We start from the raw sequence: 25144 nt of genomic DNA, 5'->3' as shown, positions 1-25144 counted from the left end.
CGGGTCCGCGGCATCCTTTCGTTCAACTTCTTTCCAAACGTTGTTTCGGGGTTCCGAGCAGCGCTTTACACACGAATGTTGGCCGCAAACTTACGGATATTTTTTGGTGGTCGGATGCATAAGCGCCGCCGGAATGCAATGTTACAGTGGCTTAACGTGTTCATTTTCAACTTTCGTATCTACTTTCTCTCCTTGGCATGGCCGACATAATTCAGCTGCTTCCCGAATACTTGGCCAACCAGATTGCGGCCGGTGAAGTGGTGCAGCGCCCAGCCTCGGCGGTAAAGGAATTGCTGGAAAACGCCGTTGACGCCGGGGCAACTCAGGTCCAGCTTATTATCAAAGACGCTGGCAAACAGCTAGTGCAGGTAGTGGACAACGGCGCCGGTATGAGCCCGACCGATGCCCGCATGAGCCTGGAGCGCCACGCCACCAGCAAGATCCGCACCACCGACGACCTGTTCCGCATCCGTACCCTCGGCTTCCGAGGCGAGGCGCTGGCTTCCATTGCGGCTGTGGCCCAGGTGGAGTTGCGTACCAAGCCCCGCGACCAGGACACCGGTACGCTACTGCTCGTGGAAGGCTCCCAGATTACCAGCCAGCAACCCGTAGCCTGCCCCGATGGCACCAGCATCAGCGTGAAGAACTTGTTCTTCAACGTGCCGGCCCGCCGCAACTTTCTCAAGAGCAACGCCGTGGAAATGCGGCACATCCTCGACGAGTTTCAGCACATTGCGCTGGCTAACCCGCAGATTGCTTTTTCGCTGTTCCAAAACGACCTGGAGGTATTCAACCTGCCAGCCGGCAAGCTAGGTCAGCGTATTGTGAGCTTGCTCGGCAACGGCTACAAAGAACAGCTGGCCGCCTGCGAAGAAGTGACTCCCTTTATTGCGGTGCGGGGCTTTATCGGCAAGCCGGAGTCGGCGAAGAAGAGCCGCGGCGACCAGTTCTTCTTTGTCAACAACCGCTTCATCCGCTCGGCCTACCTCAATCACGCCGTGCTGACGGCTTATGAGGGCCTGTTGCCCAAGGATACTTTCCCGTTCTACGTGCTGTTTCTGGACCTCGACCCGAAGTCCATTGACATTAACGTGCATCCCACCAAAACGGAAATCAAGTTCGAGGACGAGAAAACGGTTTACGCCATTGTGCGCGCTGCCGTGAAGCAAAGCCTGGGCTTGCACAACATGGCCCCGTCCCTGGATTTCGACGGCGACGTGAACTTTGCGCCCATCCAGCCCCTGCGCCTTTCCGGCGACCAGAAAAGCTCGTTTGACGCTGCCAACTTCCGGCCCGATGCACTAGCCTCGGCGGCTTCGGCGGCGGCCCAACCTACGCCGCGGGAGCCACGCAGCAACTCCGGCAGCACCAACCGTTCCGATGCTTACGAGCGGCAGGTGCCCCCACGCCCCACCGACCAGGCCAAGCGCGAGCTGGAAGAGTTCTACAAGTCGTTGAGCCAACTGAACGTGCCTGACGTGGAGCGCGAAGCCACGGCCATTGGCGTGCCCGTACCGTCGGCGGCGGCTCTGGAAGCGGCGCAGGCGGCGGCTGAGGTCCCCGTTGCAACCCAATTGCCGGTTACGCCCGTTGTACAAGTCGTGCCGCCTACGCCCCAGCTGCCCTTACGCGACGCTGCCGGAGCAGGGGTGGGCAGCAAGGTGCTGCAACTGCACCAACAGTATCTGTTAGTGCCCGTGAAATCGGGGCTGATGCTGATTGACCAGGCGGCTGCCCGGGAGCGGATTCTGTACGAGCAGTACGCCCAGGAATTGCAGCGCGAAACCGGTACTTCCCAAACGCTGTTGTTTCCGCGCACCGTCACGTTTTCGCCCCAGGATTTCGCAATACTGCGCGAAGTGGAAGAAGCCCTACGCGCCCTCGGCTTCCGCTTCACCGATTTCGGCAAGCACACCATTGCCGTGGAAGGCATCCCGGCCGACGTACCCGCCCGCGACGAGAAAGAGCTGCTCGAAGGCCTTATCGAGCAGTTCCGCAACTCGGCTGGCCCGGTGAAGCTGGAACGCCGCGAACAGATGGCCCGCGCCCTGGCCCGCCGGGTGGCCTCCAACGCCGCCACTGCTCGCCTCTCCGATACCGAAATGACAGCCCTCGTAGACCGGCTCTTTGCCTGCCAAGTGCCCGGCTACACGCCCGACGGTCGCCGCACGCTGGTGATGCTGGAAATGAATCAACTGCAATCCTTTTTTACTAGTTAAGGCGCGCTAACCAAGCGGGTATTTCGGTGGTTTGCAGCTTACCAGGAGCTTGCAATAGCGCAGAAACGCGCAAGTTTGCAGCCGGCCGCCTGTCAGCGCGTCGAAATCTTCCTGTTCAGCGTATGGCAGATTACCTTTTCGCCCTCTTCCACTAGCGCAACTTCACGCTTCATGTTCCGACTTACTCCCACCGTCCGCGTTCTGCTCATCATCAATGTGGCGGTGTACTTTCTGCAAAGCCAGTTCGGCGCCATTACCACGGTGCTAGGGGCGCTTTACCCGCTGGGCTCGGTGTACTTTAAGCCCTGGCAGTTCGTGACTTATATGTTCATGCACGGCAGCATCGGGCACCTCATTTCCAACATGCTAGGGCTGGTTTTCATTGGCGCTTCGCTGGAAGACGTGTGGGGTCCGAAACGTTTCCTGACGTATTGGCTGATTTGCGGCATTGGGGCGGGCGTGCTTTACCAAGGCGTGCGGTACTACGAACTGCACGAAATGAACGTGGACCGCATAGCCTTTCATCAGGAGCCGTCGGGTATTGCCTTCGCCGACTATTTCCGCGACTATCTGCCTAATGCCGGCGAATCGTATCAGCAAGTGGCCGCCCAGTTGCAGCGTACCCCCAACGACCCCAAGCTGGTGTCGATGGCCACTGAAACGGTAGATGCCATTTATGATCAGTCGTTGAACAGCCCGATGGCCGGTATGCTAGGGGCATCAGGGGCGTTGTTTGGGGTGCTATTTGCGTTTGGCTACTTGTTTCCGCAAAGCACCCTCATCATTTTTCCGATTCCGATACCCATTAAGGCCTGGCTGTTTGTGCTGCTCTACACGGCCTACGAACTGTACCAAGGCATACACCCCGTGCCCGGCGACAATGTGGCGCACTTCGCGCATTTGGGCGGAATGTTGATTGGCTTTATCGTGTTAAAAATCTGGCAACGGAATGGCACGCATTATGGTTGAGGTAGGAGCCATAGTTCAGGTGCCTGTCTGCTAAGATGCAGCGCTTCCCAGGCGAGGCTTCTGCCTGGCTTCCGGCCTCCCGTTTTCTGTCTTAAGCTTCTCTCCCCATGAGTTTTATTGATGACATTCGCACTGCCTTCAGCCGCCGCGACAATGCGCTGAATCAACTGCTGTTGATTAACGCGCTGGTGTTCGTGGCACTGATTCTGTTTGGGGCGGTTATGTTCGTGAGCACCGGCTCTAGCAACCACGGCCTCGTGCTGGAGTGGCTGGCAGTACCGTCGGAGCCCATGCGCCTGCTCACCCGCCCCTGGACGCTGCTAACGTACAGCTTCACCCACATCGGATTCTTCCATATTCTGTTCAACCTGTTGAACCTGTACTGGTTCGGCTCGCTGGTGCGCGAATACCTCGGCGACCGAAAGCTGGTAAGCATCTATGTGCTGGGCGCGCTGGCTGGGGTGCTGTTTTACTTGCTGGCCTTCAATCTGATACCGGTTTTCCAGAGCCGCCCATCAATCCTATACGGGGCGTCGGCTAGCGTTATTGCTATCATTGTGGCTGCTGCTACGCTTCTACCCGATTACACGTTCAGCATCATTCTGATTGGGCCAGTCAAAATCAAGTACATAGCAGCCGTGGTAGTGTTGGTTTCGGTGGCCAGCCTCGATAAGGGCAACGCTGGTGGCGAAATTGCTCACTTAGGTGGTGCCTTGCTTGGTTTTCTATACATTAAGCAGCTCCAGGCTGGCCGCGACCTGGGCACCCCCGTGCAAGCCATCGGCGACTGGGTGGGCGGGCTGCTTTCGGGACGGCCACGCCTGCGGGTAACGCACCGGGGCGGCAGCGCTCCGGCTCCAAAAAAAGGCGCTATGCCCAAGCCCGAGCAGAACGACATTGACACAATTCTGGATAAGATTTCCCGCTCCGGCTACGAAAGCTTGTCCAAAGACGAAAAGCAAAAGCTATTCCGCGCCAGCCAGAAATAGGAACGCGAATTTTACAGATTAGCCGGCTTGCCCGGATTTCGGTGGCGCTTCACTTTGCGTTGCATCATCTTCAGCTAAAAAGGCCACTCCGCATACGCAGAGTGGCCTTTTTTATTTGGGTTAGAACTCGGAACTACGTAGAGGCTTTGCCCATGGCATCCAAGGCGTCCATCACTTCTTTTACGTGGCCGCGCGAAGTTTCCAGTAGCGCTTTTTCTTCGTCGTTGAGTTGCAGCTCGATTACTTTCTCGATGCCGTTTTTGCCGAGAATAACTGGGGCACCTAGGTACACGCCATTGATGCCATATTCGCCTTGCAACTCTAGGCACACGGGGAATACGCGGCGCTGGTCGCGCACAATGGCTTCTACCATTTGCGCAGCGGCGGCGCCTGGTGCATACCAAGCCGAAGTGCCCATCAGTTTCACTAGTTCACCACCGCCAACAGCTGTGCGCTGCACAATGGCGTCTAGCTCGGCTTTGCCAATCAGCTCGGTTACGGGAATACCGCCCACCGTGGTGTAGCGGGGGAGGGGTACCATAGTGTCGCCGTGGCCACCCATGAGTACGGCCTGAATGTCTTTGGGGCTTACGTTCAGCGCTTCAGCTAGGAAGGCGCGGTAACGGGCGGTGTCGAGGATGCCGGCCATACCAAACACCTTCTCGCGGGGCAGGCCTGAGGTGAGGTGCGCCTGATAGGTCATCACGTCGAGCGGGTTGCTCACTACAATGATAATGGCGTTGGGCGAGTACTTTACCACTTGCTCCGTTACCGTTTTCACGATGCCGGCGTTGGTTGAAATTAGGTCGTCGCGGCTCATGCCGGGCTTACGGGGCAGGCCTGAGGTGATAACCACTACCTCCGAGTCGGCAGTGCGGCTGTAGTCGCCAGTGACACCTACTGTGCGGGAATCGTACCCGATTACAGGAGATTTCTGCCAGATATCTAACGCTTTGCCTTCGGCGAAGCCTTCTTTGATGTCAACCAGAACAATTTCGTTGGCGATTTCGCGGGTGGCTAATACGTCGGCGCAAGTAGCGCCCACGTTGCCAGCCCCAACTACGGTAACTTTCATCGAGTGATGGGTTGGGTGTACGGATTGGGTTCAGGCGTAAAGCTAAGCGTGTGAACCGAGAGTTTAAGCGAAAATTTATGTGCTTTCCTCGCGCATTGTCGTTGGTTCTAAGGCTTGCGAATGCTCAATTGAACTACATATCGCCCATCTCCTTCCTGTACTTTCTTGCTGTTGTAAAAGATTACAAGCTTTTTGAAATCCGGATCTTGGCACTTATTCTTCAGCAATTCGTATTCTGCCCGAATGGTGTCTTGGTCAGTCCGCGTGAAATAGACAACAAACTGCCGAGTAACAGGCTTCTCGAATACAAGATCTTCGTATCCAAGTAATGAAAAGTCTATTGCGGAGTAGGTTAGATCCGTTGGCAAGACGTGAGGCACCAGCTTGCCTTGTTCATCAAGTATGCGTACAGAATCCCGCGTGTAGCTAAGCGGCGGAGAAAATATACTCCTGGTACCGGTAGCGTCAAGAAACTGTATCGAGAAAGAAGTTTCGTAGGCATTACGCGCGCCTTCGCAGTCATCCATTCCGAGAAAAGCACAGCCCGAGAGTGTGATGCACAAGCCTGACAAAAGTAGGAAAATTGATTTCATTAGTTTGAAAATCAATTGAGTAACCGCTGTGCCCAAGCTACTCATTTACATTCGCTTTACCGTCAGCACTCGCTCGGTTTGCTCGGTCACTTTGAACCGCTCGTCGGGCCGGAAGCCAACCACCCAGGCAATTTTGCCGTCGCCGGAAACCAGCACAAATACGTGGTCTTTCAGATTGAGTGGCACTTTCTGGTCGATGAGGAAGTCGGAGAGCTTCTTTTTGCCTTTCATCCCGATGGGCATAAACCAGTCGCCTTCCTGCCAGGGCCTCACAATCAGCGGAAACTTCAGCAAGTCGGCATCCAGCGCGGCTACGGCTTTACCACGCGGAATGTCGAGGCTGGCGGCTTCGGCGAGTTCCAGGCGCAGGTGCAGGCCGTCAATCTTCAGCACTTCCTGGCCCGCCTGAATCTGGTGCGTGCCGAATTTAGTCAGCACTTTCCGGGTGATGACGAGCTGCTCCCGGTCCTTCACCAGCCGGTGCGTCGGCGACTCGAAGCGGCGGCCCGGCTCGGCGGGGAAGGCCGCTATAATATCTTTTACTACCGGGAAGCTGAACCCGAACGGGCGCAATAGCTCGTGTAGCACCAGCGTGGTAGCGGCGGTACGCTGGAGCAGCGCAATGTTCAGATAAATAGCGTCGGCCTCGGTGCGTTGGGCAGCGGCGGCGGTGTCGGCTACGTAGCGCCGCACGATTTCCTCGGCGCCGCCTACTCGCTCGGCCGTGAATTGCAAGGTTTGGTCGAGGTTGGGGTTGATATCGCGCAATACGGGCAGCACCTCTTGGCGCAGGCGGTTGCGCTGGTACACCGGGCTGTCGTTGGAGGCATCTTCGCGCCAGATCAAGTGGTTTTCCACCAGATACTCGAACAGCTCTGGCTTGCCGATGCCCAGCAAGGGGCGCACGAGGTAGCCGTTTTTTGGCGGGATGCCGTGTAAGCCCGCCAGCCCGGTGCCGTGGGTGAGGTTGAGGAGCATGGTTTCGGCGGCGTCGCGCTGGTGGTGGGCGGTGGCAATGTAGGCCAGGTTCTGGGTCTGGCGCAGCCGCTCAAACCACTCGTAGCGCAGGGCGCGGGCGGCCATCTGGGTGGAAATGCCTTCCTGCTCGGCAAATGCTTTGGTCTGGAAGAACTCCGCGAAGTAGGGAACTTCGTATTTCTTAGCCAGCTTGCGCACAAACTGCTCGTCGGCATCCGCTTCTTCGCCGCGCAGCCCAAAATGGCAGTGGGCCACGGCAAACGGCACGCCCAACCGGTGCAGCACATCGGCTAATACCACCGAATCCTGGCCGCCGCTCACGGCTACCAGCAGCGTATCATCGGTAAGGGAAAAAAGCTGGTGTTCTTCTATGTACTGGCGGACTTGGTCGAGCATACGAAATGGAAATACGAGCTGCAAAAATACAGACGCCGCCGCATTGGGCGTTACGCCTGCCAGGTGAAAGCAAACAGAATAGGAATGATTGATTTATTGAAAATGTTGCCTTCGTCTATGCACTTCCCCAGCCGCTGGTTGCGGTACTGCTTCTTTATGTTGCTAGCGCCGCTGCTACTAGCCGGTTGCGACTGGGCTAGCAAGCCGCTGCCGCGCAACCAGCAGCCGTTGGTGATTGGGCACGCTGGCTCGGGTTTTTTCGCGCCCATCAACCCGTTCAATCCGCTGCCCCCGAGCAGTTTTGCCAGCCTTAAAAAGGCTCTGGCCCGCGGGGCCGACGGGGTGGAAGTGGACGTGCAGCTCAGCCAGGACAGCGTGCTGATGCTCTACCACGACCAAACGCTGGAATCCATGACCAACGGCAAAGGCTGCGTGTACGAAACGTTGGCCGCCGATATGCAGAAGCTGGAGTACCGCGGCGGCTGGTTCTACGACTTGTGGCACGATGAGCGCCCCATTACGCTGCATTACCTACTTGATTCACTCAGCCGGCGCCCCACGTTGCCCTACCTACACTTCGATTTGCACGAAACCAACGTCTGCAACGCCGAACAGCCGCTAGCTAAAGCGCCGGCGCTGGCGCGGGCCCTGGGCCGGCTGCTAAAGCAATACAACTGGCCTCCGGAGCGGCTGCTAGTGCTCACCATCAACCAGTCGTCGTTGGCAGGCTTGCGGCAAGCGCTGCCCGGCGTGCCGCTGGGGCTGGAAATCACCGACGACTTCGAAAACCAGTTGCAAGCAGCCAAAGCGGAAAAGGTGCAGGCCATCATCGTTCGGAAAGATTTAATAACGCCCGAGCGTACCGCGCAGGCCCACGCCGCCGGCTTGCAGGTGGTGACGTTCGGGGGCCGCGCCTCTGGCACCGTGCAGCGCCTGATTGACTGCCGGCCCGATGCTATTGAGGTTGACAATGTTCCGACCATGCTGTCGTTGTTGAGGCGCGACTAGCCGCACGCTCCAGCTTACGGAGAAGTATGGCGAGTGTACAACGGCGCAGTTCTTGTCGTAACGCCAAGCCAGGGACGGGCTTCGTTCTACTGCTTCCGCGCGTAAAGGCGGGGGCAGATTTCCTACCTTTGTTCGTAAATGCCCTTCCTTAGATTTCTCTCTCTTATCGTATTGGCTTGGTTGCCGCTGTTTGCTACGGCCCAGCGCAAACCTGCCGCCCAACCCACGCCTGCCAAAGGCCAGCGCATCGAGCTGCTGCCAGGTACCAATGAGTTGATTGGCGGTACGTTCAACGGCGTTGAAATTCGCAAGCTGATTGGCAATGTGAGCTTCCGGCAAGGTACCACGCTGCTTTACTGTGACTCGGCCTATCAGTACACCGATAAGAACGCGCTGGAAGCTTTCAGCAACGTGCGTATCATCCAGAACGACACCATCACGATTACCGGCGACCGGGCCACCTACGACGGTGACACCCGCAAGGCCCGTATGATTGGCAACGTGACTATGCGTGACCCGCGCATGACGCTCACCACCAAGCTGCTCGACTACGACCTCACCAACAACTTGGCTTACTACAGCACCGGCGGCCACATTGTAGACCCCGAAAATACGCTCGATAGCCAGTACGGGTACTATAATACTACCAGCAAAATCTTCAGCTTCAAGCGGAATGTAAAGGTGCTCACCAAAGACAACACCATCGATACCGACACGCTGCAATACAATACAGTGTCGAAGGTGGCGTATTTCTACGGCCCAACGCACCTCACCGACAAGCAAAACCAGACGCTGTACGCCGAAAACGGGGTGCACAATACTATCACTGGCAAGTCGGTGTTCCAGAAGAATGCCAAGGTGGAAACGCCCAACTACCTGCTCACCGGCGACAAGCTGGTGTACGACCAGGCAACGAAATACGGCGTAGCCACTGGGCACGTCTCCATGACTTCCAAGAAAGACAATGTGGTAATCAGGGGGGACGTGGGGCGGTACTGGCGGCTGCTTGGCCGGGTGAAGGTGTACGGCGCGCCGGTGATGCGCAATATCTCCGGCAAAGACACGCTGTACCTGGCCGCTGATACGCTGATCAGCCAAGAAGGCAAGGCCCCGCTCAACAGCGCCGGCGTCATCTACGCCTTTCCAAAAACCAAGATTTTCCGTACTGATTTGCAGGGCCGTTGCGACTCGCTCACCTACAACCGGCTGGATTCCATCATCTACCTCAACAAGCGGCCCATCCTCTGGAGCAACAAAAACCAGCTCACCGCCGACAGTATGGAAATCCGGCAGCGCAAGGGCAAAGTGGACCAGATGCGCCTGTACGCCAACTCGTTCATCATCGGCCAGGACACGCTACTGAACTTCAACCAGGTGAAGGGCCGCCGCATGATTGCCTACTTCCAAAACAACTCGATAAAAAAAGTTGATGTGCTTGGCAACGCCGAGAGCCTCTACTATGCTCTTGAGGGGGATACGGCAGTGAGCGGCATGAATAAGGCCCTGTCGGCCACGATGGTGCTGCGCTTTGCTGAAAGCAAACTGCAAACCATCAGCTTCCTCACCAACCCCGACGCTAGTTTTATACCACCGCATGAGTTAAAGCCCGAAGACGAAAAGCTGAAAGATTTCAGCTGGCGCCCCACGGAACGCCCTACCCGCCGAGCGGTGTTAGGCAGGCACTTTGCGGTGCCCGTAAAAGCCAAGCCAAAAGCCCGGCCTAAATCGAAGACGAAAACCAAAGCAGCCACCAAAGCCAGTTCGAAGTCGAAAGCCAAACCGAGCGTCACTCCGGCTACGCCCGCCAAAACTACCGCTCCGAAGCCGCCAATAAGGAAATAGCCATTTTTGGGAGTTGCGGCCAACAATCAGTCGCCAACAAACCGGCAATCAAGCACTGCCAATGATTCAGGCAGAATCCGTTACCTTTGTGCCCCTTATGCAATCATTTCGCCCAACCCTTTTTGTTCTTCTGCTTAGTGCATTGCTTTTTGGCTCCTGCACCGGCTACCAAAAGCTGCTCAAGAGCGGCGACGTGAACAAGAAGTACGAAGCTGCCATCAAGTATTACGACAAAGGCGACTTTTTTAAAGCAGGTACTCTGCTCGAAGATTTGGTGCCGTTGCTGAAAGGCCGCCCGGAAGCTGAAAAAGCGCAGTTCTACTTCGCCAACACCAACTTCCGCCAGCGCAACTATACGCTGAGTGCTTACTACTTCAAGTCCTTCGCCGATACCTACCCGAACTCAGCGTACACCGAGGAAGCTTCGTTTCTACAAACAAAATCCCTGTTCCGCGATTCGCCGGAGTATGAGCTGGACCAGACCAACACGTACTCAGCGCTGGAAACCATCCAGGAGTTTTTGAATCGCTACCCCGAAAGCAAGTTCCGGCCCGAAGCGGAAGGCATGTCGCAGGAGTTGCAGAAGAAACTAGAGAATAAAGCGTACCAGGGTGCCAAACTCTACTACAGCCTGCGCTATTATCAGTCGGCGGTAGTTGCCCTCACCACGTTTCAGCAGCAGTTTCCGGCTTCCGCGTTCAACGAAGAAGCCGAGTACCTGAAAGTGAGTGCGCAGTACGACCTAGCCCGCGAAAGTGTGGAAGAAAAGCAGCGCGAGCGGTACTTAGATGTCGTGGCCTTCTACCAGCACTTTGTGGATACTTTCCCGCAGAGCCGCAACCTGAAAGACGCCGAGCGGATGTACACCGACGCCACGGCACAAATAGCCAAGCTCAAACCTAAAGACGCAGCGGCTGCGAATTAATTTTTAATGGCTGAATTGTTTGATTGTTAAATGACTGACTTTATTAACCAGTCATTCAGGACAACCAACAATTAAGCAATTCAACAATTTAACCATTCACATCATGAAGACCCCTAGCAACCTGTCTGCTTCCATCGTGACCCGCAACATGTCGGAACTTGCCAACGACACAGGTAACGTATACGAATCTATTGCCATCATCTCGAAGCGGGCCAACCAGCTGGCCCTCAAGCTGAAAGAGGAACTGAACGGCAAGCTAGCCGAGTTTGCTACCACCGTCGATAACCTGGAAGAGGTGTTCGAGAACCGGGAGCAAATCGAAATCAGCAAGCACTACGAGCGGCTACCCAAGCCAACCAACCTCGCCATTGAGGAGTTTCTGGAAGGCAAAGTGTACTACCGTACGCCTGAGGAAGAAGCTCCTGTTGCCGCGCCTAAAGCCGAGTAGGGTAGGCTCCAACTCAACCGTGCACGTCATGCAGAAGCGGAGCGAAACATCTCGCCTGCTGATGATAGGTTACTATTCCTACGTCAGCAGGCAAGATGTTTCGCTTCGCTTCTGCATGACGTTCTGTTTATACCATAAGCGTAAATCGAAGCAATATGTCTTCAGCACTACAAGGCCGTAAGGTACTGCTTGGGGTTTGTGGGAGCATAGCCGCCTACAAAGCTGCGCCACTCGTGCGGCTGCTGGTGAAAGCCGGCGCCGAGGTGCAGGTAATTCTAACCACTTCGGCCGTTGCTTTTGTTACGCCGCTCACGTTGGGCACCCTCTCGAAGCGGCCGGTGCTGCAAGGGTTTCTGAAAGACGAGCAGGCCGGTGAATGGCACAACCACGTGCATCTGGGCTTATGGGCCGACGTGCTGCTGGTAGCGCCAGCTTCGGCTAATACACTGGCGCACTTCGCAAATGGCTTCTGCGAATCGTTGCTGGATGCCGTGTACCTCTCGGCCCGCTGCCCGGTGGTGCTGGCTCCCGCTATGGACCTGGACATGTACGCCCACCCCGCTACCACCGCCAACCTGGCGCGGCTGCGTTCCTACGGCAACACCGTGTTGGAGTCGCCGGCCGGGGAGCTAGCTAGTGGCCTCTCCGGGCCAGGCCGCATGCTGGAACCCGAGGACATCGTGGCGGCGCTGGAGAAATCAAGAATGACGAATTAAGAATTATGAATTGGTTTTACGTGCCTTGCCTCTGTGCTTTGTGAGTGAAATTGCGGCAGGATGAGTTGCTGAAACCAGAAGGAAATATTCGCAGCTTATAGTTTTTAATTCATAATTTTCAATTGACTTCATGCGCGTCCTTATTACGGCTGGCCCTACCTACGAACCGCTTGACCCGGTGCGGTTCATTGGCAACCATAGCACCGGCAAAATGGGCTACGCGCTGGCCGAGGCGTTTGCCATAACTGGTGCCGACGTAACGCTCATCAGTGGCCCTACTAGCCTGCCTGATCCCACCAACCCACGCATTGCAATTCAGCGTGTGGAAACCGCCGACCAGATGTACGCTGCCGCCGCTGCGGTGGCGCCGGCCGCTGATGTGTGGGTGTTTGCCGCCGCCGTAGCCGACTACAAGCCGGCGCACGTAGCGGAAAATAAAATCAAGAAAGCCGGCGACACGCTCACGCTGAAACTGGTAAAAAACGTGGACATTGCCGCTACCCTTGGGAAAAGTAAGCGGCCCGAACAATTTTCGGTGGGTTTTGCGTTGGAAACCAACAACGAGGAAGTTAATGCCCGCGAGAAGTTGCACCGCAAAAACTTCAATATGGTCGTGCTCAATTCTTTGCGCGATGCGGGTGCTGGCTTCCGAGTTGATACCAACAAAGTGACGCTCCTGGATGCCCAGGGCGAAATGATTATCTTTGAAGTGAAGCTGAAAGCCGCTGTGGCCCACGATATTGTTCAAGCTGTTCTTGCCCGCCTGCCCCGTGAAGCGTAATTCTCTGCTGTCGTCTGTTCTGGTTTGCTTGGTTTCGTTGTTCGCGGCCCATTCGGGACAGGCGCAGGAAATTCAGGCGGAAGTGCGCGTTACCACCGAAAACGTGACAATTTCGGATCAGTCGCTGAAGCAGCAGATGCAGAACGATATTCAGGGCTTCCTGAATACCCGCTCGTTCACCAGCCAAACTTACCGCCCCGAGGAACGCATCAAGATGCGCCTCTTTATTGGTATCACCAGCATTCCGCAGAACGGACAGTATTTGGCTACGGCCCGTATCGTTACCACGCGGCCAGTGTATGGTACTGGCTTCGAAACCAATCTGATGAGTTTTTCGGACCGGAGCTTCCTGTTCAATTATTCGCCGCAGAATCCCATCGACTTTTCGCAGAACACCTTCGTAGGTAATCTGTCGTCGCTGCTGACTTTTTACGCTTACTTGGCTATCGGCCTCGACCAAGACAGTTTTGCGCGGCTGGGTGGCTCACCTTATTATGACCAAGCCCGGATTGTGCTCCAGAATGCCGCCTCTCAGGCCATAACCAACGAGGGTGACAAAGGCTGGAAAGATACTGAATCCCGAAACCGGTACTGGCTGCTCAACAACCTGCAAGACCCGCAACTGGAAGCGCTACGCACGGGCAGCTACGCCTATTACCGGCAGGGGCTGGACGTATTCATCGAGAAGCCTGAGGCAGCTCGTACCAGCATTTTTACGGCGCTTCAGGGCGTGCAGGCCGCGGCTGTACGCCGGCCCGGTACGCTGCTGGCGCGGGCCTTCTTCGATACCAAAGCCGACGAAATTGCCAACGTGTTCCGGAGCAGTACTGACCAGCAGCAAAAGCAGAATCTAGCTAATCTGCTTACTGAAGTCGACCCCACTAACTCGGCCAAATATCAGGCAATGTTGAAGTAGTTTGCTAGTGGTGTTAGAACTTTTGATGCCTAGAGATAGCGCGGGAGCGGTTCATAAAAACTTGATGCGAAAATAGTTGGCATAAGCCTAAAGTAATTAGTAGGTTTGTAAAACCCGTCTTGTCTGGCTAGTAGCCGGCGGGGCGGGTTTCTTCTTTGTCAGCTACGGCCGCTGCCGGCCTTCATGTACCCTTATGCTGGTTGATCTTCGCATCCGCAATTACGCTCTGATTGAGCAGCTGGAGCTGCGGCCCTCAGCGCTCCTCAACATTATCACTGGCGAAACCGGCGCCGGTAAATCCATTATGCTCGGGGCCATTGGGCTCCTTCTCGGCAACCGCGCCGACTCGCGTATGCTCTTCGACACCGAGAAGAAGTGCGTGATTGAAGGCCAGTTCGACATCAGCAGTTACCAACTCCAGGATATCTTCGAGTCGGAAGACCTTGACTACGACACCCAGTGCATTCTGCGGCGCGAGATTAGTCCAGCGGGCAAAAGCCGCGCCTTCGTGAACGACACGCCCGTGACGCTAGAGACACTGCGGCACATCGGGGCCAACCTGATGGATATTCACTCGCAGCACGACACGCTGTTGCTCGGTGATGCGGTGTTTCAATTGAATTTGCTGGATCTGTATGCCGGCTTGGTGCCTACGCGGGGCCAATACAGCAGTGCCTACCGCCAGTACCGCAAGCTGGAAGCCGATTTGAAATCGGTGGAAGACCAAGTGGCCCAAGCCAATAAGGAGCTGGACTACCACAGCTTTCTGTTGAACGAACTGGAAGAGGCCCGCCTCGACAACGAGCAGCAGGACGAGTTAGAGCAGGAAGTGAAGCAACTGGAACACGCCGAGGAAATCAAGTTCAAGCTCACTCACGCCCTGCACAGCCTCAGCGAAGGCGAGTACTGCGCCACCGGCAACCTGAAAGAAGCCGCCACCCTCCTCGGCCAGATTGCGCCTTATGCCGACGTATTCCGCGACCTGAAAGCCCGGCTCGACAGCTGCCTGATTGAGCTGCACGACATTGCCTCCGAGGCGGAAGCTGCTGAGCGCCGTACTGAAGGTGACCCCGCCCGTATCGACGAGTTGCAGGGCCGCCTCAACGTTATCTATAACCTCCAGCGTAAGCACCAGGTGCGCGACATCGTGGCGCTGTTGAATCTGCGCGACGAACTGCGCGACAAAGTGGGTTCGGTACTGAACCTGGACAAGCAGATTTCGCGCCTGCGCCGCGACGCTGATGCCGCCTTAGCTACGGTTACCAAACTGGCCACGCGCCTGTCGGAGGCCCGCCGCAAGAGCTTTCCTAAGTTCGAAAAAGAGCTGGTAGCTCTGCTGGCTGACTTGGGCATGCCCAACTCGCGGCTGGTGGTGCAGCACCAAACCGGCACCCCTAGCACCAGTGGCATCGACATCATCAGCATCCTGTTCACGGCCAATAAAGGGGCCCAGCCGCAAACCTTGAGTAAAGCGGCTTCGGGTGGCGAGTTCTCACGGCTGATGCTGTGCATCAAGTACATGCTGGCTGATAAAACTGCCTTGCCAACGATAGTATTCGATGAAATTGACACCGGTATCAGCGGGGAAATTGCGGTGAAAGTAGGCCGCATGATGCAGCAGATGGCCCAGAAGCACCAACTTATTGCCATTTCGCACCTGCCGCAGATGGCCGCCGCCGGCGACGCACACTACTTCGTGTACAAGCAGGACCGCGCCGACCGTACCGTGAGCTGCATCCGGCAGCTGAACCTAGAGGAGCGGATCAGCGAAATTGCCCACATGATTGCGGGGGCAAACCCCAGCCAGCACGCCTTCCAGAGTGCCCGCGAACTGCTGGCCATGCGCGGCGAAGAGTTGGTAGGGTAGAAGTGAAATTGTGGGGTTGTGAAATTGTGAGTCGGTGAATACCTAAATTGCCGCCGTCTAACCACTGAAAACAACCTGGAAGGTGTCGGCGGGCTTATCCAAGCCGCAACTTCACAACCACACATTCTCACCACATGGCAAATCTACTAGCTGGCAAGGTCGGCATCATTTCTGGTGCGCTCAACGAGGAATCCATTGCCTGGAAAGTGGCCCTGAAGGCCCACGCCGAAGGCGCCCGCTTCGTGCTCACCAACGCCCCGCTGGCCATGCGCATGGGCGAAATCAACAAGCTGTCGGAGCGGTGCAACGCACCCATTATCCCAGCCGATGCTACCTCGATGGAAGATCTGGAGAAGCTGTTCAGTGGCGCGCAGGAGCACCTCGGTGGCAAGCTTGACTTCGTGCTGCACAGCATTGGTATGAGCGCCAATATTCGCAAGGGCAAGCACTACGGCGAACTGAACTACGAGTGGTACCAGAAAACGCTGGACGTGTCGGCGCTGTCGTTCCACAAGATGCTGGCCGTTGCTGAAAAGCAGGACGCCTTTAATGAGTGGGGTTCGGTGGTAGCTTTGAGCTACATTGCCGCCCAGCGGGCCTTCCTCGATTACACCGATATGTCGCAGGCTAAAGCGGTGCTTGAAAGCATTGCCCGTAGCTACGGCCAGCGCCTGGGCAAGCTAAAAAAAGTGCGTGTGAACACCATCAGCCAGTCGCCAACCAAGACCACGGCCGGTACCGGCATCAGCGGCTTCGATGCGTTTTATGAGTACGCCAACCGTCTTTCGCCGCTTGGCAACGCCCCGGCTGAGGCCTGCGCCGACTACTGCGTGAGCTTGTTCTCGGACTTGACCCGCTACGTAACCATGCAGAACCTCATGCACGACGGCGGCTTCAGCACCACCGGCATTTCCGAGGAAATTGTGGAGCTGATTACGAAAGCCAATTCGTAGTCTGACAACAAGTTGGAAAAGAGAAGCCCGGCCATTTGGCTGGGCTTTTTTTGTGCGTTTTGAATGCTAGAAATAGATTCAACTGAAGGTGGCTAACATCTGCTGCCGGTCGTAATCGAGTAGTAGGTGATGGTGCGAATTATAAAGTGGCCGGAGCGTATCGGCGTTGGAGCTAATCACATCTAGGCCCCGGTCATCGTACATGTGCAGGATCAATTTTGACCGTAGATTAAGGAAAAATATATCGTCGTGTAGCTGAGGAGTACGTGAAGAAAAGTCTTGGTAACTAATGGCTTGCAGGATTTGCTGATACGGAATTTGATTGGCAGAACGTTGTATGGTAAACCGAATGAGCTGCTGGGTGCTAGCAAAACGAGTTCGGTTGGCTAGGCGCTGAAAATGGGCTTCTTGCTTGGATGCGTTTAGCAACCGAAAGAGTAAGTCATTGGCCCGAAAGCGCCTCCGCCTGAAATATCGCTTATCACGAGGCCGCTGCACCACTATTAATACTTCGTCGGTAGGTTTGAACACAGCTTCAAATACACTGGTAGCGCGCCGTACTACTTCAGTGAAATAAGCTTGGTCTGAGGTAGAAACTTCACTTTGCAAATCGAATCGTACGCCAATATTCCAAGAATAAAATAAGGCGGGACCCAATATCAAGCTTGGATAATACTGGTTTATGAACTGTGAACTAGTTGTCAGCATAGTAAAGCTAAAAGGCGTAGCAGGTAGAGGTAGTTACAGCTACGTAGGAAAAAGTAAGTGCTAAATGATGCAGTGGAAAGGCCGCAAGTACCAAGCTCGTCAGCATCCTACCAACGGATAGCGCGTAGAAACAGCAATAGCGAAACGCTCGAAATCAACATGCTTCCCGAAATGCTTCGCGCCCACGGTTTCGACGGCCCATTACACCCTTCAATAACATCCACCCACATGCCCCAACATTCTCTTGAAGATGTGCTGAATACTCAGCAGAAAAAGCTGGCTTTCTTCCAGAACCTAGTATTGGTAGCCGCCGCCGATGGCAACCTAGACGCTGCTGAAGCAGACTTCCTGTTGCAAATGGGCAACCGCTTAGGGTTGGCTGCCGAAGAAGTGCAGCCCATTGCCGACAATATCGGTGTGCTCAGCTTCATTGTGCCGGCCGAGGGCATCCAACGCACACTGGAACTGCAAACCTTAGTGCAAATGATGCTGCAAGACGGCCAGATTGATGCGCGTGAATATGGCCTCTGCCTGGAATACGCCATGCGCATTGGCTACAGCAAGGATATTCTCGACGACATGGTTTCGCAGCTAGCCGGCAACGGCAGCGCCCCGAGCCACAACGCTGCGACAGTAAGCTAGAGCCATAGCTCCAACAAACCCAAGGCCCGCCGTGTAGACTCTAACTCTACACGGCGGGCCTTGGGTTTGTTGCTACCAATCAACTGCCGCAAGAATAAGCTGCTCGAATATGAGGTTAGTTATCTAAAAATTAAGCTGAGCTTGGAGCCGGAGTAACTCGCCACGCTGCTGATTGTCGGGCTGCTGGAAATCCTCGAAGCGGCGCGACGACAACATGTACATCGTGACCAGCTCAAGGCTAGGCAGCGGCTGCCATTCCACACCCATTTCCGCCTCCCGAACGGTGTAGCTGCGGGAGGCGCGCTCATGCTTCTCGCTCGCCGCCGGGGTTGGTTTCGAGCAGCCGGTTGTAGCGGGCCTGCATATATCCGCGGATAGACACCGACTGGCACCACTGCTTGCTGGCTGCCGGCTCCCGATGAAACAGCTTCCGTTGCCTACCCAAAGGCGCGACCGGATATAAGCAACACCAGGGCTAGTAATAGTTTATTTCTGAAATGATAATGTTCACGCCAAACCCGGCATCGTCTGTTACTCCAATGTGTTTGGTGTATTGCCGGAATGTTATCAATGCCCACAGTTAAGGTTTGCCGGAATCAGGAGCACACAAAAGAGCCCTGCAAAACACCACAGGGTTTTGCAAGGCTTGCCGTTGCTTGGCGGGTGCCATTTATTCCACTTCTTCCACTACCGTATCGGGTTGGGTAGTGGCTTGGTATGTGTCGGCATACTTGAAGTCGTCGAGCCAATAAGCTGAGCTGACCACATCGAATACTACAGCGCTATCGGTCTTTTTCACCGCATTCAATTGCCAAACAATGCTGGGCGCTTCAGGAAAGCTGGTACCGTCGAGCTGCTCGTGAAACAGGCGTTTGAGCAACGTGTTGTCGGGCATGCCCTGGGCCAGCAGGCGCAGGAGCGGAGCTTCCGGCTGGGTATCAAAGGCGGCAAGGTCCTCGGGGTTTTCGGGGGTGAGCTGCACTTGAAACTGCACGGCTTCGGCCCGCGGGAATTTACCGTTGTAGGCTTCGTAGAGCAGCTGCGTGGCTTTATAAAAGCCTTCATGCTGGCTTAGCTCGGGGTTTTCTTCCCACAGCTTCTCGGTCAGCATCTGATGCGCCAGGTTCTCAACCTGGCCGGTAGTGAGCTGGTCGGCAAACAGGTAGCCCAGTACCATTTGCGCCGCTTCGGCGGGTTCCAGGTCGGTGAGCGACATCAGGGCCATGGCTTTCAGCTCGGCTGGCTCTATTTCATCGGGGTTGTCGTAGCCGGTTTCCTTGAGCAGAGCTTTGTAGTCGTGGGCTTGCCAGGAGTTGGGTAGCTCGGTCAGCGAGTCAAAAGAAAGGCGCTCTACAGTGAAGTTTTTCATAAAGTGAATAGCTGATGATGAGCCGCAAAAGGCTCGTAGCGGCGAAAAGTCCGCGCTATATGTGTTGTTTACGGCTGAGTTTGATAAGTGCCTACGATTTGCGCGAATAAAGCGCATCATGCCTTCGCAAGGCCCGTCTAGGCACCTGAATTAGCCCTCCGGATTGTTCGATACTCTTTCAGCACCAACCGGCTCGTTGCTGTGTAGTATAACCTGATACCAAGTTGGCCGGGCATTGCACGGCGCATCGGCAACGAAAGCCTCTAACCGCTGCCGCGTAATCGTCTGATTATCCCAGTAGAACAGCAGGGCCATTTCGCGGCAATTGAGGGTGGCATCGGACTGGACGCTGAGCCAAGTGACAAACGCAGATTGATTGGAGAAGACAAGCACAAAAGCATCCCGGTTTTCCAGCGTGTTCCAGTCACGCAACTGGCCGTCCCATACCTCACCGTAAAAGAACCGGCCACCAACGTACTCCAGCCCCATGCCACAATAGTCGCGGTGGTAAGCGGCCAGCGTCCGGCCCGTTTGCAGGGCGGCGGCTACCTGTTCGGCCAGTTCCTGGGTATATCGTTGTTTTTTACCTGCTGCCATCTGGCTTGGTGAAGTCTATGGTGCGGTTTGGGTCAGCGGCCTTTCACGCCAGGGTAAAGCTCCTGCACAACGTCGCTCTGCACAAACTCCTTGGTGCGCACATTCATCATGCTCAGGCGGCCTTGGAAGCCCGCGCCCTGGTCGAGGTTCCACACGTTGGCGCGCTGGCAGGGTACTTCGCTTTCCTGCCAGGTAGGCGTGTGGCCAATAAAGCACTCCTCGTAGCCCACAGCCGCCAGATGCTCCCGCCACAGGGTCCGGCTCCAAATCAGGTCTTCGGGGGCCTGCTTGGTAATAGGTAGCATGGGGTCGTAGCTGGCATGCACGTAGAGGTTGCCCGATTCATCTTCGAAATAAGGAAGCTGCTCCCCGAAAAAATCGTGAAAATGTCGTTTGCCCACCTCGGCCGGCTCCAGCATATAGGCGTTGAACGTAGCCTGGCCCCCCTGCTTGTACCAGAATTGGTCTAATTTGGTGCGGGGGAGGCGGTGCAGCAGCCACTCGGCAGCCCACCAGTCGTGGTTGCCTTGCAGCCAGATGCTGTTCGGAATGCTTAGCAGCAACTCCACGCACTGCGGCGTTTCCGGCCAGCCGTCGGCCACGTCGCCAAGCTGAATAAGCCGGTCGAGGCCGGGGCGAAAAGGGCTACGCTCCAGCACCTGCTGGAGCGCCCGAAAAGCACCGTGTATATCCCCAATTACGTAGGTTTCCATACAGGCAGTACGGGCAAAGGGCTCCCAGGATGTGGAAAAACCGGCTTGTTTTCGGCGGAGTTAAAAGAAATAATTTTGTAACAAGTGCATAGTGCGGACGCCGTTGCCAGAGCTACTGAATTGGGACTAGCATACTGGATTCTTGCACAGCCAACGTGTCGCCGGTACCAATGCGGGCAACGCTGGCTTGGTTGAACTCATTGAAAAGTGAGCCTGACTGTTCGCTGAAACTTCCAGAAGAACCGGTTCGCTTCAGCCGGTAGTGTAGCCGTGAAACACGCAGATTATCACCCTCGACGTATCCAACCCGCACCTCTTTGGTTAAGTAGGAAAACCCCGTTGAAGTGGGCACCGGAACCAACGGCGAGGCGTGCTTCAGTAGGCTGTGAATAATATCGTTAGGAGTGGATATCCGCACCACTAAGGGTGAGTAGCACAGATACTGCTGCCCCGATTTAACCACAGCAAACGGTATAGTGGAAGCACCAAATAAAACGGTATCGGGCTTGATAAACCGCGCGGGCTCAAGGGATACCTGCGTATTAGGCGGCACCGTGAAGGCAGTGCCTGCTCGCTCAATGAAGCACTTTTTTATTTGCTTATCGGTGATTTCCCGGCCGGCAGTGAAGACCCATTGCCGTACTTCGCCGTTTGGTTTGGCTTCGTCTTTGCGGCACGACCAGCAACTGAGAAGCATTAGTGGAAAGACTAACGTGCGGTATATGTGTGGCATAATGGGGTAAGATTTGGAATAGAAACACAAGGCATAAAAGATACTATAATCCCCCGCAAACCCACCACGTTGTTGGAGCAGCTGTATTAGGATTTCATCGAGCGGGCGGCGCAATGCTACGGGCCTGAAAAAACGCTTCTACTTTGTGGTTGAACTCGTCGGCGTGCTCGTGCAGAGTGGCGTGGCCGCTGTTGGGCAGAATCCAGAGCCAGGCGCGGGACAGGTTCTGGTAGATGGCTACCGTGTGCTCGGGGCGAATCACGTCCCGGTCGCCCGCAATGATAAAGGCCGGGGCCTTGATGCCGGCCAGCGCCGCAAGCGGAATGTGCGGGTGGCGCCAGTCCAGCAGAAACACCTTCCAGTCGTTGCGGCGGGTGGGGTCGGTGAAAGTTTGGGTGCGGCCTTCTTGGTAGCCGCGCTTCATTTGCTGCCACAGCTCGGGCATGAGGGCCGTGGAATCGGGCCAGAGGTTGGCTCCGGTGGCGGCCAGCCGCTTCACTTTCTCGGGGTGGCGCAACGCCAGAAGTAAAGCCGTAATGCCTCCGTCGCTCCACCCCAGCACATACGCCGAGTCGAGGCGCAGCTGAGTGAGCAGGGAGGCGCAGTCGTCAGCCAGCTGCTCGAAGCTCAGTGAATCGGTGCGGTCCACGGATTTGCCGTGCGCCCGGCTGTCGACGGCAATAACGCGGTACTTCTTGGCGAAGTAGGGAATGGTTTTAGCGAATTCCTTGCTGCTGCCGCCGTTGCCGTGTAGCAGCAGCAGGGGCGGGCCGGCGCCGTAGGTTTCGTAGTAGAGCTTCACGGCTCGCACCTGGGCATACTTACCGGCGGCGGGGTTGTCGCCATACAGAACAGCTTTCTGCGCTACTGCAAGCTGGCTGAGCAATAGCAAAACCGCGAAAAGCAGGGAGCGAAGCATAGGCAATTAGGCTTGCTAATCAATGGAATCCGAAAGAGAAAACGCCCTATCGTTTCTGAAGATACAGCAAAGTGGACTGGTTGGATGGACCGTATTTGTCGTTGATGAGAAAGTAGCCGCCCCGGTAGGCTGCTAGCCCCTCCCAGTTGTAAAGCATATATTGCTTGGGTAATTCAAACAGTGGTTTCCAGCTAATTCTGCCGTGCTTATACCGCAGGCTAATCAGCCGACAATAATTCTGGTAGCCGGCGCCGGCGCGTACAAATTTGGTATTGGGGTCAGTAGGGGCGGGGCGGTACACGCTGTCTTCGGCACCGCTGAAGAAATAGTTGATGCCGATGAAGCGGTTTTTGCCGGTGGGCACCATGTCCGTCACTCGGAAGGGCAGCCGCTTCACAGACACATACTGCGGAATGTCGGGGGCGTCGTCGGGGGTAGGCAGCGTGAAGGCGTAGTTGTCGTGCGTAAAGTAATTGTGCTCGTAGAGCAGCAGCAGGTTCTGGCCGTAGCTCGCCAGGGCCTCAAACCCGGCATTGTAGATGTGCGTGCCGTTGCTAAGCGTGGGTTTGGCCAGCGGTACCAGGTAGTGTGTATCAAGCGTGATGGTGTTGCGGGCGTCATCAATCGGGCCCCTGAGTACGTAGCAGTAAGGCGACGAGGTGGCGGTTTCCACTGAGAAATACGCTATGTTGCCCAGCACCGTCATGCCTTCCAACCCCTCGTAGTGCTGGCCGGTGCTGTCGATGCGAGCCCGCAGCTTATCAAGGTTGCGGAGCAGGTATTTCTTGTAGGGCAGTTCTGTGGTTTGCTGGGTTAGCTGGGCGTCGAGGCTGGCGAAATCCAGGGCGTACACTTTGGCCTCGGCGTGCTCCTGCAAGCGGCTCTCCGAGAGCAGCAGCAGCAGGTTGCCATACCGGCACAACCCCGAAAACTGATTGTCGCGGTCGGCAATTTCGGCGGGCAGCTTGATGCTCCGGGGCAAATAGGCTTGTTTTTGGGCGCTGGCGAGGGTAGCATGTAGTGCCAGTAGTAAGAGCAAGAGGCGTTTCAAATAGAAGTTCAATTGGCGGAAACAGGAAAGCAGGTCGTAGCAGAAGCAGCGCGTAAAGGTCGCTACGAACGGCTGTAATCTGGTTATTCCAGTGTAGCCCTCTTTGCGCTGATACTGCCAAGCATCCAGAGGACTATACTAACCCAAGCTGCGGAGTACTTACCGGTCAGCTGGCTTTCTTGCCAGCTGACCGATCGTTGCCAGTACCGTATGGAGAGCCAGCAGCGGGCAACAGCAGCAGCATACGGCAACGCGTCAGCCCACCGGAAAACGGCCTGAAGGGCGCACCTTTGCCAAGCACTGCGCAACTATAGTTGCACTAGCTGCCGTGTAGCAGCCGGCGAAAGTGGCTAGTATCTTTTCCGCTGAAAACAGGCTGGCTGTAGTATTATTTCACTACTTACTTGGTTCTGACCGCTCATCCTGCCCGTGCCAGATATCCAGTGATTTAACCGTAAAGCAGCCGTTTGCTGCTAAATAAGAATGCTTAATTTTGTTACATAGCCAGGAAGGCCCGCCTTCCCCGACCTCACGATAACATGATTAAAGCTTTTCTAGTCGCAGCTATACTGGCAGTGACCTCCTTTGTAGGTGCTCGTGCGCAAGGCCATATCGTCAAAATTAAGCTGAATGATGGCTCGGCTTCGCTAAACGGCAACCTGCCCAAGGATTATACCAACCGCACCTTTATCAAAGGGCTGGCCATGTACCGCAACAAGATTGACGACTTGGCGGGTTGCCTCATCTTGCTCGAAGAGAAGGATAAAGCCAGCATCATTGGGCAGTTTTTGCGGCCAGGCGAGCCGCCGCTACGAAACGCGGCCCTGGCCGATGTGCTGTATAGTTCCAAAGTCAGCACCTCGTTCAAGATGAACGGCAGCTATATGATTGCCTCAGCGGGAGCTTCCACTGGCTCCATCGTCGAGCTGATTCTTACCGACGTAAACGGCGTGCTGGTACCCGAAACGTCCATTCCCTACCTCGACATCTGCAAGGCTGCCCGCAACGTAGACAAGGAGTTGAAGAAGCGGATTTACTACATCCGTTCGGCCAAGCTTACCAGTGTACACAGCCGCGTGTACCAGGAAATCGGCTCTGAGGCGGGCATCAGCGGCACGGTGTTTAGCGCTGCCGGTAAAGTATACACCTCATCCGACCAGTTCAAAACTGACTATGTGGTGTCCGTCGACCTGATTAGCCTGACCAACCTGCTGCTCACCCGCAACTGCGACGGCCTAATCAGCAACAGCGAACTAACCGTGCGCCAGCAGAACGACCGCGCCCGCCAAGACGCCGACCGCGCCGAGCAAGACCGTCGCAACAAGGAATCGGAGCTGCGCGGAGCCAAATCCGAAGTTGACGACCTGAAGAGAAAAGTAGCCGAGATGCAGCAGGTACTCCGGAAGCAGCAATCCACCTCTGACGAATACAAAGGCCAGATCGAGAACCTGCGCAAAGACTTAGTTAGCGCGCAGCAGCGCGTGAATCAGGTGAATATCGAAATCAAGCAGCAAGTGGAGAATACCAGCAGAGTGGTAATGGCCAACGCGGAGCAGCAGCAAAATAAGCCGGCTGGCGAAGACAAGAATAACTTAGTGCAGAAGTCCGATGTGGGTGTAATTTCTGAGGTGAAGAACTTATCGGAGGAAGAGGTGAAGAAGATGGGATTTAAAGAGGTGAAGCAATAGGGGGGCGTTGCGCTACGTCTGCCTGTTATCTTAAAGACTACAAAGCAAT

26 protein-coding genes are annotated in these 25144 nt (G+C 55.7%); 14 read left to right on the top strand and 12 right to left on the bottom strand.

Going from position 1 to position 25144, the window contains the following annotated elements; all coding sequences use genetic code 11:
- Positions 1–197: 197 nt before the first annotated feature.
- The 3 genes from mutL to G536_RS0112555 all read left to right on the top strand — a co-directional run bounded on the left by mutL (position 198) and on the right by G536_RS0112555 (position 4177).
- The gene (gene mutL, locus G536_RS0112565; RefSeq protein WP_022823949.1) at positions 198–2219 is read left to right on the top strand and encodes a DNA mismatch repair endonuclease MutL; all 2022 of its coding nucleotides are present in this window, start codon (positions 198–200) and stop codon (positions 2217–2219) included.
- Positions 2220–2390: 171 nt separating this feature from the next.
- Positions 2391–3188, top strand: coding sequence for a rhomboid family intramembrane serine protease (locus G536_RS0112560; RefSeq protein WP_026880118.1), 798 nt, complete (start codon positions 2391–2393; stop codon positions 3186–3188).
- Between the two features lie 107 nt (positions 3189–3295).
- Positions 3296–4177, top strand: a complete 882-nt coding sequence (locus G536_RS0112555) for a rhomboid family intramembrane serine protease (RefSeq protein WP_022823947.1) — start codon at positions 3296–3298, stop codon at positions 4175–4177.
- A 133-nt stretch (positions 4178–4310) separates the two neighbouring features.
- On the opposite strand, the gene mdh is transcribed toward G536_RS0112555, so the two are convergent.
- The 3 genes from mdh to tilS all read right to left on the bottom strand — a co-directional run bounded on the left by mdh (position 4311) and on the right by tilS (position 7219).
- Positions 4311–5252 carry a malate dehydrogenase gene (gene mdh, locus G536_RS0112550; RefSeq protein WP_022823946.1) on the bottom strand — a complete coding sequence of 314 codons (942 nt, stop codon included), beginning with the start codon at positions 5250–5252 and terminating at the stop codon, positions 4311–4313.
- Between the two features lie 107 nt (positions 5253–5359).
- The gene (locus tag G536_RS0112545) at positions 5360–5845 is read right to left on the bottom strand and encodes a hypothetical protein (protein WP_157530602.1); all 486 of its coding nucleotides are present in this window, start codon (positions 5843–5845) and stop codon (positions 5360–5362) included.
- Positions 5846–5890: 45 nt separating this feature from the next.
- Positions 5891–7219, bottom strand: a complete 1329-nt coding sequence (gene tilS / locus G536_RS0112540) for a tRNA lysidine(34) synthetase TilS (protein ID WP_022823944.1) — start codon at positions 7217–7219, stop codon at positions 5891–5893.
- Between the two features lie 117 nt (positions 7220–7336).
- Between tilS and G536_RS27660 the strand changes: the two genes are divergently transcribed.
- From G536_RS27660 to G536_RS0112495, 9 genes are all read left to right on the top strand, one after another.
- On the top strand, positions 7337–8227 hold the full coding sequence (locus G536_RS27660; RefSeq protein WP_169515093.1) for a glycerophosphodiester phosphodiesterase: 891 nt from the start codon (positions 7337–7339) through the stop codon (positions 8225–8227).
- A 138-nt stretch (positions 8228–8365) separates the two neighbouring features.
- Positions 8366–10069, top strand: a complete 1704-nt coding sequence (locus tag G536_RS27655) for an OstA-like protein (protein WP_022823942.1) — start codon at positions 8366–8368, stop codon at positions 10067–10069.
- A gap of 61 nt (positions 10070–10130) precedes the next feature.
- Complete coding sequence (locus G536_RS0112525) at positions 10131–10994, top strand: outer membrane protein assembly factor BamD (protein WP_022823941.1); 864 nt, start codon at positions 10131–10133, stop codon at positions 10992–10994.
- Positions 10995–11097: 103 nt separating this feature from the next.
- On the top strand, positions 11098–11442 hold the full coding sequence (locus tag G536_RS0112520; protein WP_022823940.1) for a DNA-directed RNA polymerase subunit omega: 345 nt from the start codon (positions 11098–11100) through the stop codon (positions 11440–11442).
- A gap of 155 nt (positions 11443–11597) precedes the next feature.
- Entirely contained in the window at positions 11598–12158 is a 561-nt protein-coding gene (locus tag G536_RS0112515; protein WP_026880115.1) for a flavoprotein, read from the top strand.
- A 130-nt stretch (positions 12159–12288) separates the two neighbouring features.
- Entirely contained in the window at positions 12289–12939 is a 651-nt protein-coding gene (locus tag G536_RS0112510; RefSeq protein WP_026880114.1) for a phosphopantothenoylcysteine decarboxylase domain-containing protein, read from the top strand.
- A complete protein-coding gene (gene porD, locus G536_RS0112505; RefSeq protein WP_169515092.1) occupies positions 12929–13855 on the top strand; it encodes a type IX secretion system protein PorD in 927 nt (308 codons plus the stop codon). The genes G536_RS0112510 and porD overlap by 11 nt, the downstream gene beginning before the upstream one ends.
- 193 nt (positions 13856–14048) lie before the next feature.
- The gene (gene recN, locus G536_RS0112500) at positions 14049–15722 is read left to right on the top strand and encodes a DNA repair protein RecN (protein WP_022823938.1); all 1674 of its coding nucleotides are present in this window, start codon (positions 14049–14051) and stop codon (positions 15720–15722) included.
- Between the two features lie 134 nt (positions 15723–15856).
- Positions 15857–16675 (top strand): enoyl-ACP reductase FabI, encoded by an 819-nt coding sequence (locus G536_RS0112495; RefSeq protein WP_022823937.1) that lies wholly within the window; start codon positions 15857–15859, stop codon positions 16673–16675.
- Between the two features lie 78 nt (positions 16676–16753).
- Here the strand turns inward: G536_RS0112495 and G536_RS33065 are convergent, their stop codons facing one another.
- The gene (locus G536_RS33065) at positions 16754–17383 is read right to left on the bottom strand and encodes a DUF3885 domain-containing protein (RefSeq protein ID WP_022823936.1); all 630 of its coding nucleotides are present in this window, start codon (positions 17381–17383) and stop codon (positions 16754–16756) included.
- 228 nt (positions 17384–17611) lie between these two features.
- On the opposite strand from G536_RS33065, the gene G536_RS0112485 reads away from it, so the two are divergent.
- Positions 17612–18025, top strand: coding sequence for a TerB family tellurite resistance protein (locus G536_RS0112485; RefSeq protein ID WP_022823935.1), 414 nt, complete (start codon positions 17612–17614; stop codon positions 18023–18025).
- Between the two features lie 123 nt (positions 18026–18148).
- On the opposite strand, the gene G536_RS32180 is transcribed toward G536_RS0112485, so the two are convergent.
- From G536_RS32180 to G536_RS0112445, 8 genes are all read right to left on the bottom strand, one after another.
- A complete protein-coding gene (locus tag G536_RS32180) occupies positions 18149–18286 on the bottom strand; it encodes a hypothetical protein (protein ID WP_169515090.1) in 138 nt (45 codons plus the stop codon).
- A gap of 43 nt (positions 18287–18329) precedes the next feature.
- A complete protein-coding gene (locus tag G536_RS32175; protein ID WP_022823933.1) occupies positions 18330–18470 on the bottom strand; it encodes a hypothetical protein in 141 nt (46 codons plus the stop codon).
- Between the two features lie 225 nt (positions 18471–18695).
- Complete coding sequence (locus tag G536_RS27645; protein ID WP_022823932.1) at positions 18696–19394, bottom strand: hypothetical protein; 699 nt, start codon at positions 19392–19394, stop codon at positions 18696–18698.
- Between the two features lie 150 nt (positions 19395–19544).
- The gene (locus G536_RS0112465; RefSeq protein ID WP_022823931.1) at positions 19545–19991 is read right to left on the bottom strand and encodes a hypothetical protein; all 447 of its coding nucleotides are present in this window, start codon (positions 19989–19991) and stop codon (positions 19545–19547) included.
- Between the two features lie 32 nt (positions 19992–20023).
- Positions 20024–20704, bottom strand: a complete 681-nt coding sequence (locus G536_RS0112460; RefSeq protein ID WP_022823930.1) for a metallophosphoesterase — start codon at positions 20702–20704, stop codon at positions 20024–20026.
- A 112-nt stretch (positions 20705–20816) separates the two neighbouring features.
- Positions 20817–21401, bottom strand: coding sequence for a hypothetical protein (locus G536_RS0112455; RefSeq protein ID WP_022823929.1), 585 nt, complete (start codon positions 21399–21401; stop codon positions 20817–20819).
- Positions 21402–21531: 130 nt separating this feature from the next.
- The gene (locus tag G536_RS0112450) at positions 21532–22356 is read right to left on the bottom strand and encodes an alpha/beta fold hydrolase (protein ID WP_022823928.1); all 825 of its coding nucleotides are present in this window, start codon (positions 22354–22356) and stop codon (positions 21532–21534) included.
- 46 nt (positions 22357–22402) lie between these two features.
- The gene (locus tag G536_RS0112445) at positions 22403–23407 is read right to left on the bottom strand and encodes a hypothetical protein (protein ID WP_157530601.1); all 1005 of its coding nucleotides are present in this window, start codon (positions 23405–23407) and stop codon (positions 22403–22405) included.
- A 575-nt stretch (positions 23408–23982) separates the two neighbouring features.
- Here G536_RS0112445 and G536_RS0112440 point away from each other — a divergent pair.
- Positions 23983–25095: a hypothetical protein gene (locus G536_RS0112440; RefSeq protein WP_169515089.1), complete on the top strand. Its 1113-nt coding sequence runs from the start codon at positions 23983–23985 to the stop codon at positions 25093–25095.
- The last annotated feature ends 49 nt before the right edge of the window (positions 25096–25144 follow it).

Source organism: Hymenobacter norwichensis DSM 15439 (assembly GCF_000420705.1).
Classification (GTDB): domain Bacteria; phylum Bacteroidota; class Bacteroidia; order Cytophagales; family Hymenobacteraceae; genus Hymenobacter; species Hymenobacter norwichensis.
This window is presented reverse-complemented; position numbering and strand designations above follow the sequence as displayed.

Excerpts from the sequence above, each read along its gene's own strand:
- mutL (WP_022823949.1), top strand. The coding sequence starts at position 198 with ATGGCCGACATAATTCAGCTGCTTCCCGAATACTTGGCCAACCAGATT.
- G536_RS0112560 (WP_026880118.1), top strand. The coding sequence starts at position 2,391 with ATGTTCCGACTTACTCCCACCGTCCGCGTTCTGCTCATCATCAATGTG.
- G536_RS0112555 (WP_022823947.1), top strand. The coding sequence starts at position 3,296 with ATGAGTTTTATTGATGACATTCGCACTGCCTTCAGCCGCCGCGACAAT.
- mdh (WP_022823946.1), bottom strand. The coding sequence starts at position 5,252 with ATGAAAGTTACCGTAGTTGGGGCTGGCAACGTGGGCGCTACTTGCGCC.
- G536_RS0112545 (WP_157530602.1), bottom strand. The coding sequence starts at position 5,845 with ATGAAATCAATTTTCCTACTTTTGTCAGGCTTGTGCATCACACTCTCG.
- tilS (WP_022823944.1), bottom strand. The coding sequence starts at position 7,219 with ATGCTCGACCAAGTCCGCCAGTACATAGAAGAACACCAGCTTTTTTCC.
- G536_RS27660 (WP_169515093.1), top strand. The coding sequence starts at position 7,337 with ATGCACTTCCCCAGCCGCTGGTTGCGGTACTGCTTCTTTATGTTGCTA.
- G536_RS27655 (WP_022823942.1), top strand. The coding sequence starts at position 8,366 with ATGCCCTTCCTTAGATTTCTCTCTCTTATCGTATTGGCTTGGTTGCCG.
- G536_RS0112525 (WP_022823941.1), top strand. The coding sequence starts at position 10,131 with ATGATTCAGGCAGAATCCGTTACCTTTGTGCCCCTTATGCAATCATTT.
- G536_RS0112520 (WP_022823940.1), top strand. The coding sequence starts at position 11,098 with ATGAAGACCCCTAGCAACCTGTCTGCTTCCATCGTGACCCGCAACATG.
- G536_RS0112515 (WP_026880115.1), top strand. The coding sequence starts at position 11,598 with ATGTCTTCAGCACTACAAGGCCGTAAGGTACTGCTTGGGGTTTGTGGG.
- G536_RS0112510 (WP_026880114.1), top strand. The coding sequence starts at position 12,289 with ATGCGCGTCCTTATTACGGCTGGCCCTACCTACGAACCGCTTGACCCG.
- recN (WP_022823938.1), top strand. The coding sequence starts at position 14,049 with ATGCTGGTTGATCTTCGCATCCGCAATTACGCTCTGATTGAGCAGCTG.
- G536_RS0112495 (WP_022823937.1), top strand. The coding sequence starts at position 15,857 with ATGGCAAATCTACTAGCTGGCAAGGTCGGCATCATTTCTGGTGCGCTC.
- G536_RS33065 (WP_022823936.1), bottom strand. The coding sequence starts at position 17,383 with ATGCTGACAACTAGTTCACAGTTCATAAACCAGTATTATCCAAGCTTG.
- G536_RS0112485 (WP_022823935.1), top strand. The coding sequence starts at position 17,612 with ATGCCCCAACATTCTCTTGAAGATGTGCTGAATACTCAGCAGAAAAAG.
- G536_RS27645 (WP_022823932.1), bottom strand. The coding sequence starts at position 19,394 with ATGAAAAACTTCACTGTAGAGCGCCTTTCTTTTGACTCGCTGACCGAG.
- G536_RS0112465 (WP_022823931.1), bottom strand. The coding sequence starts at position 19,991 with ATGGCAGCAGGTAAAAAACAACGATATACCCAGGAACTGGCCGAACAG.
- G536_RS0112460 (WP_022823930.1), bottom strand. The coding sequence starts at position 20,704 with ATGGAAACCTACGTAATTGGGGATATACACGGTGCTTTTCGGGCGCTC.
- G536_RS0112455 (WP_022823929.1), bottom strand. The coding sequence starts at position 21,401 with ATGCTTCTCAGTTGCTGGTCGTGCCGCAAAGACGAAGCCAAACCAAAC.
- G536_RS0112450 (WP_022823928.1), bottom strand. The coding sequence starts at position 22,356 with ATGCTTCGCTCCCTGCTTTTCGCGGTTTTGCTATTGCTCAGCCAGCTT.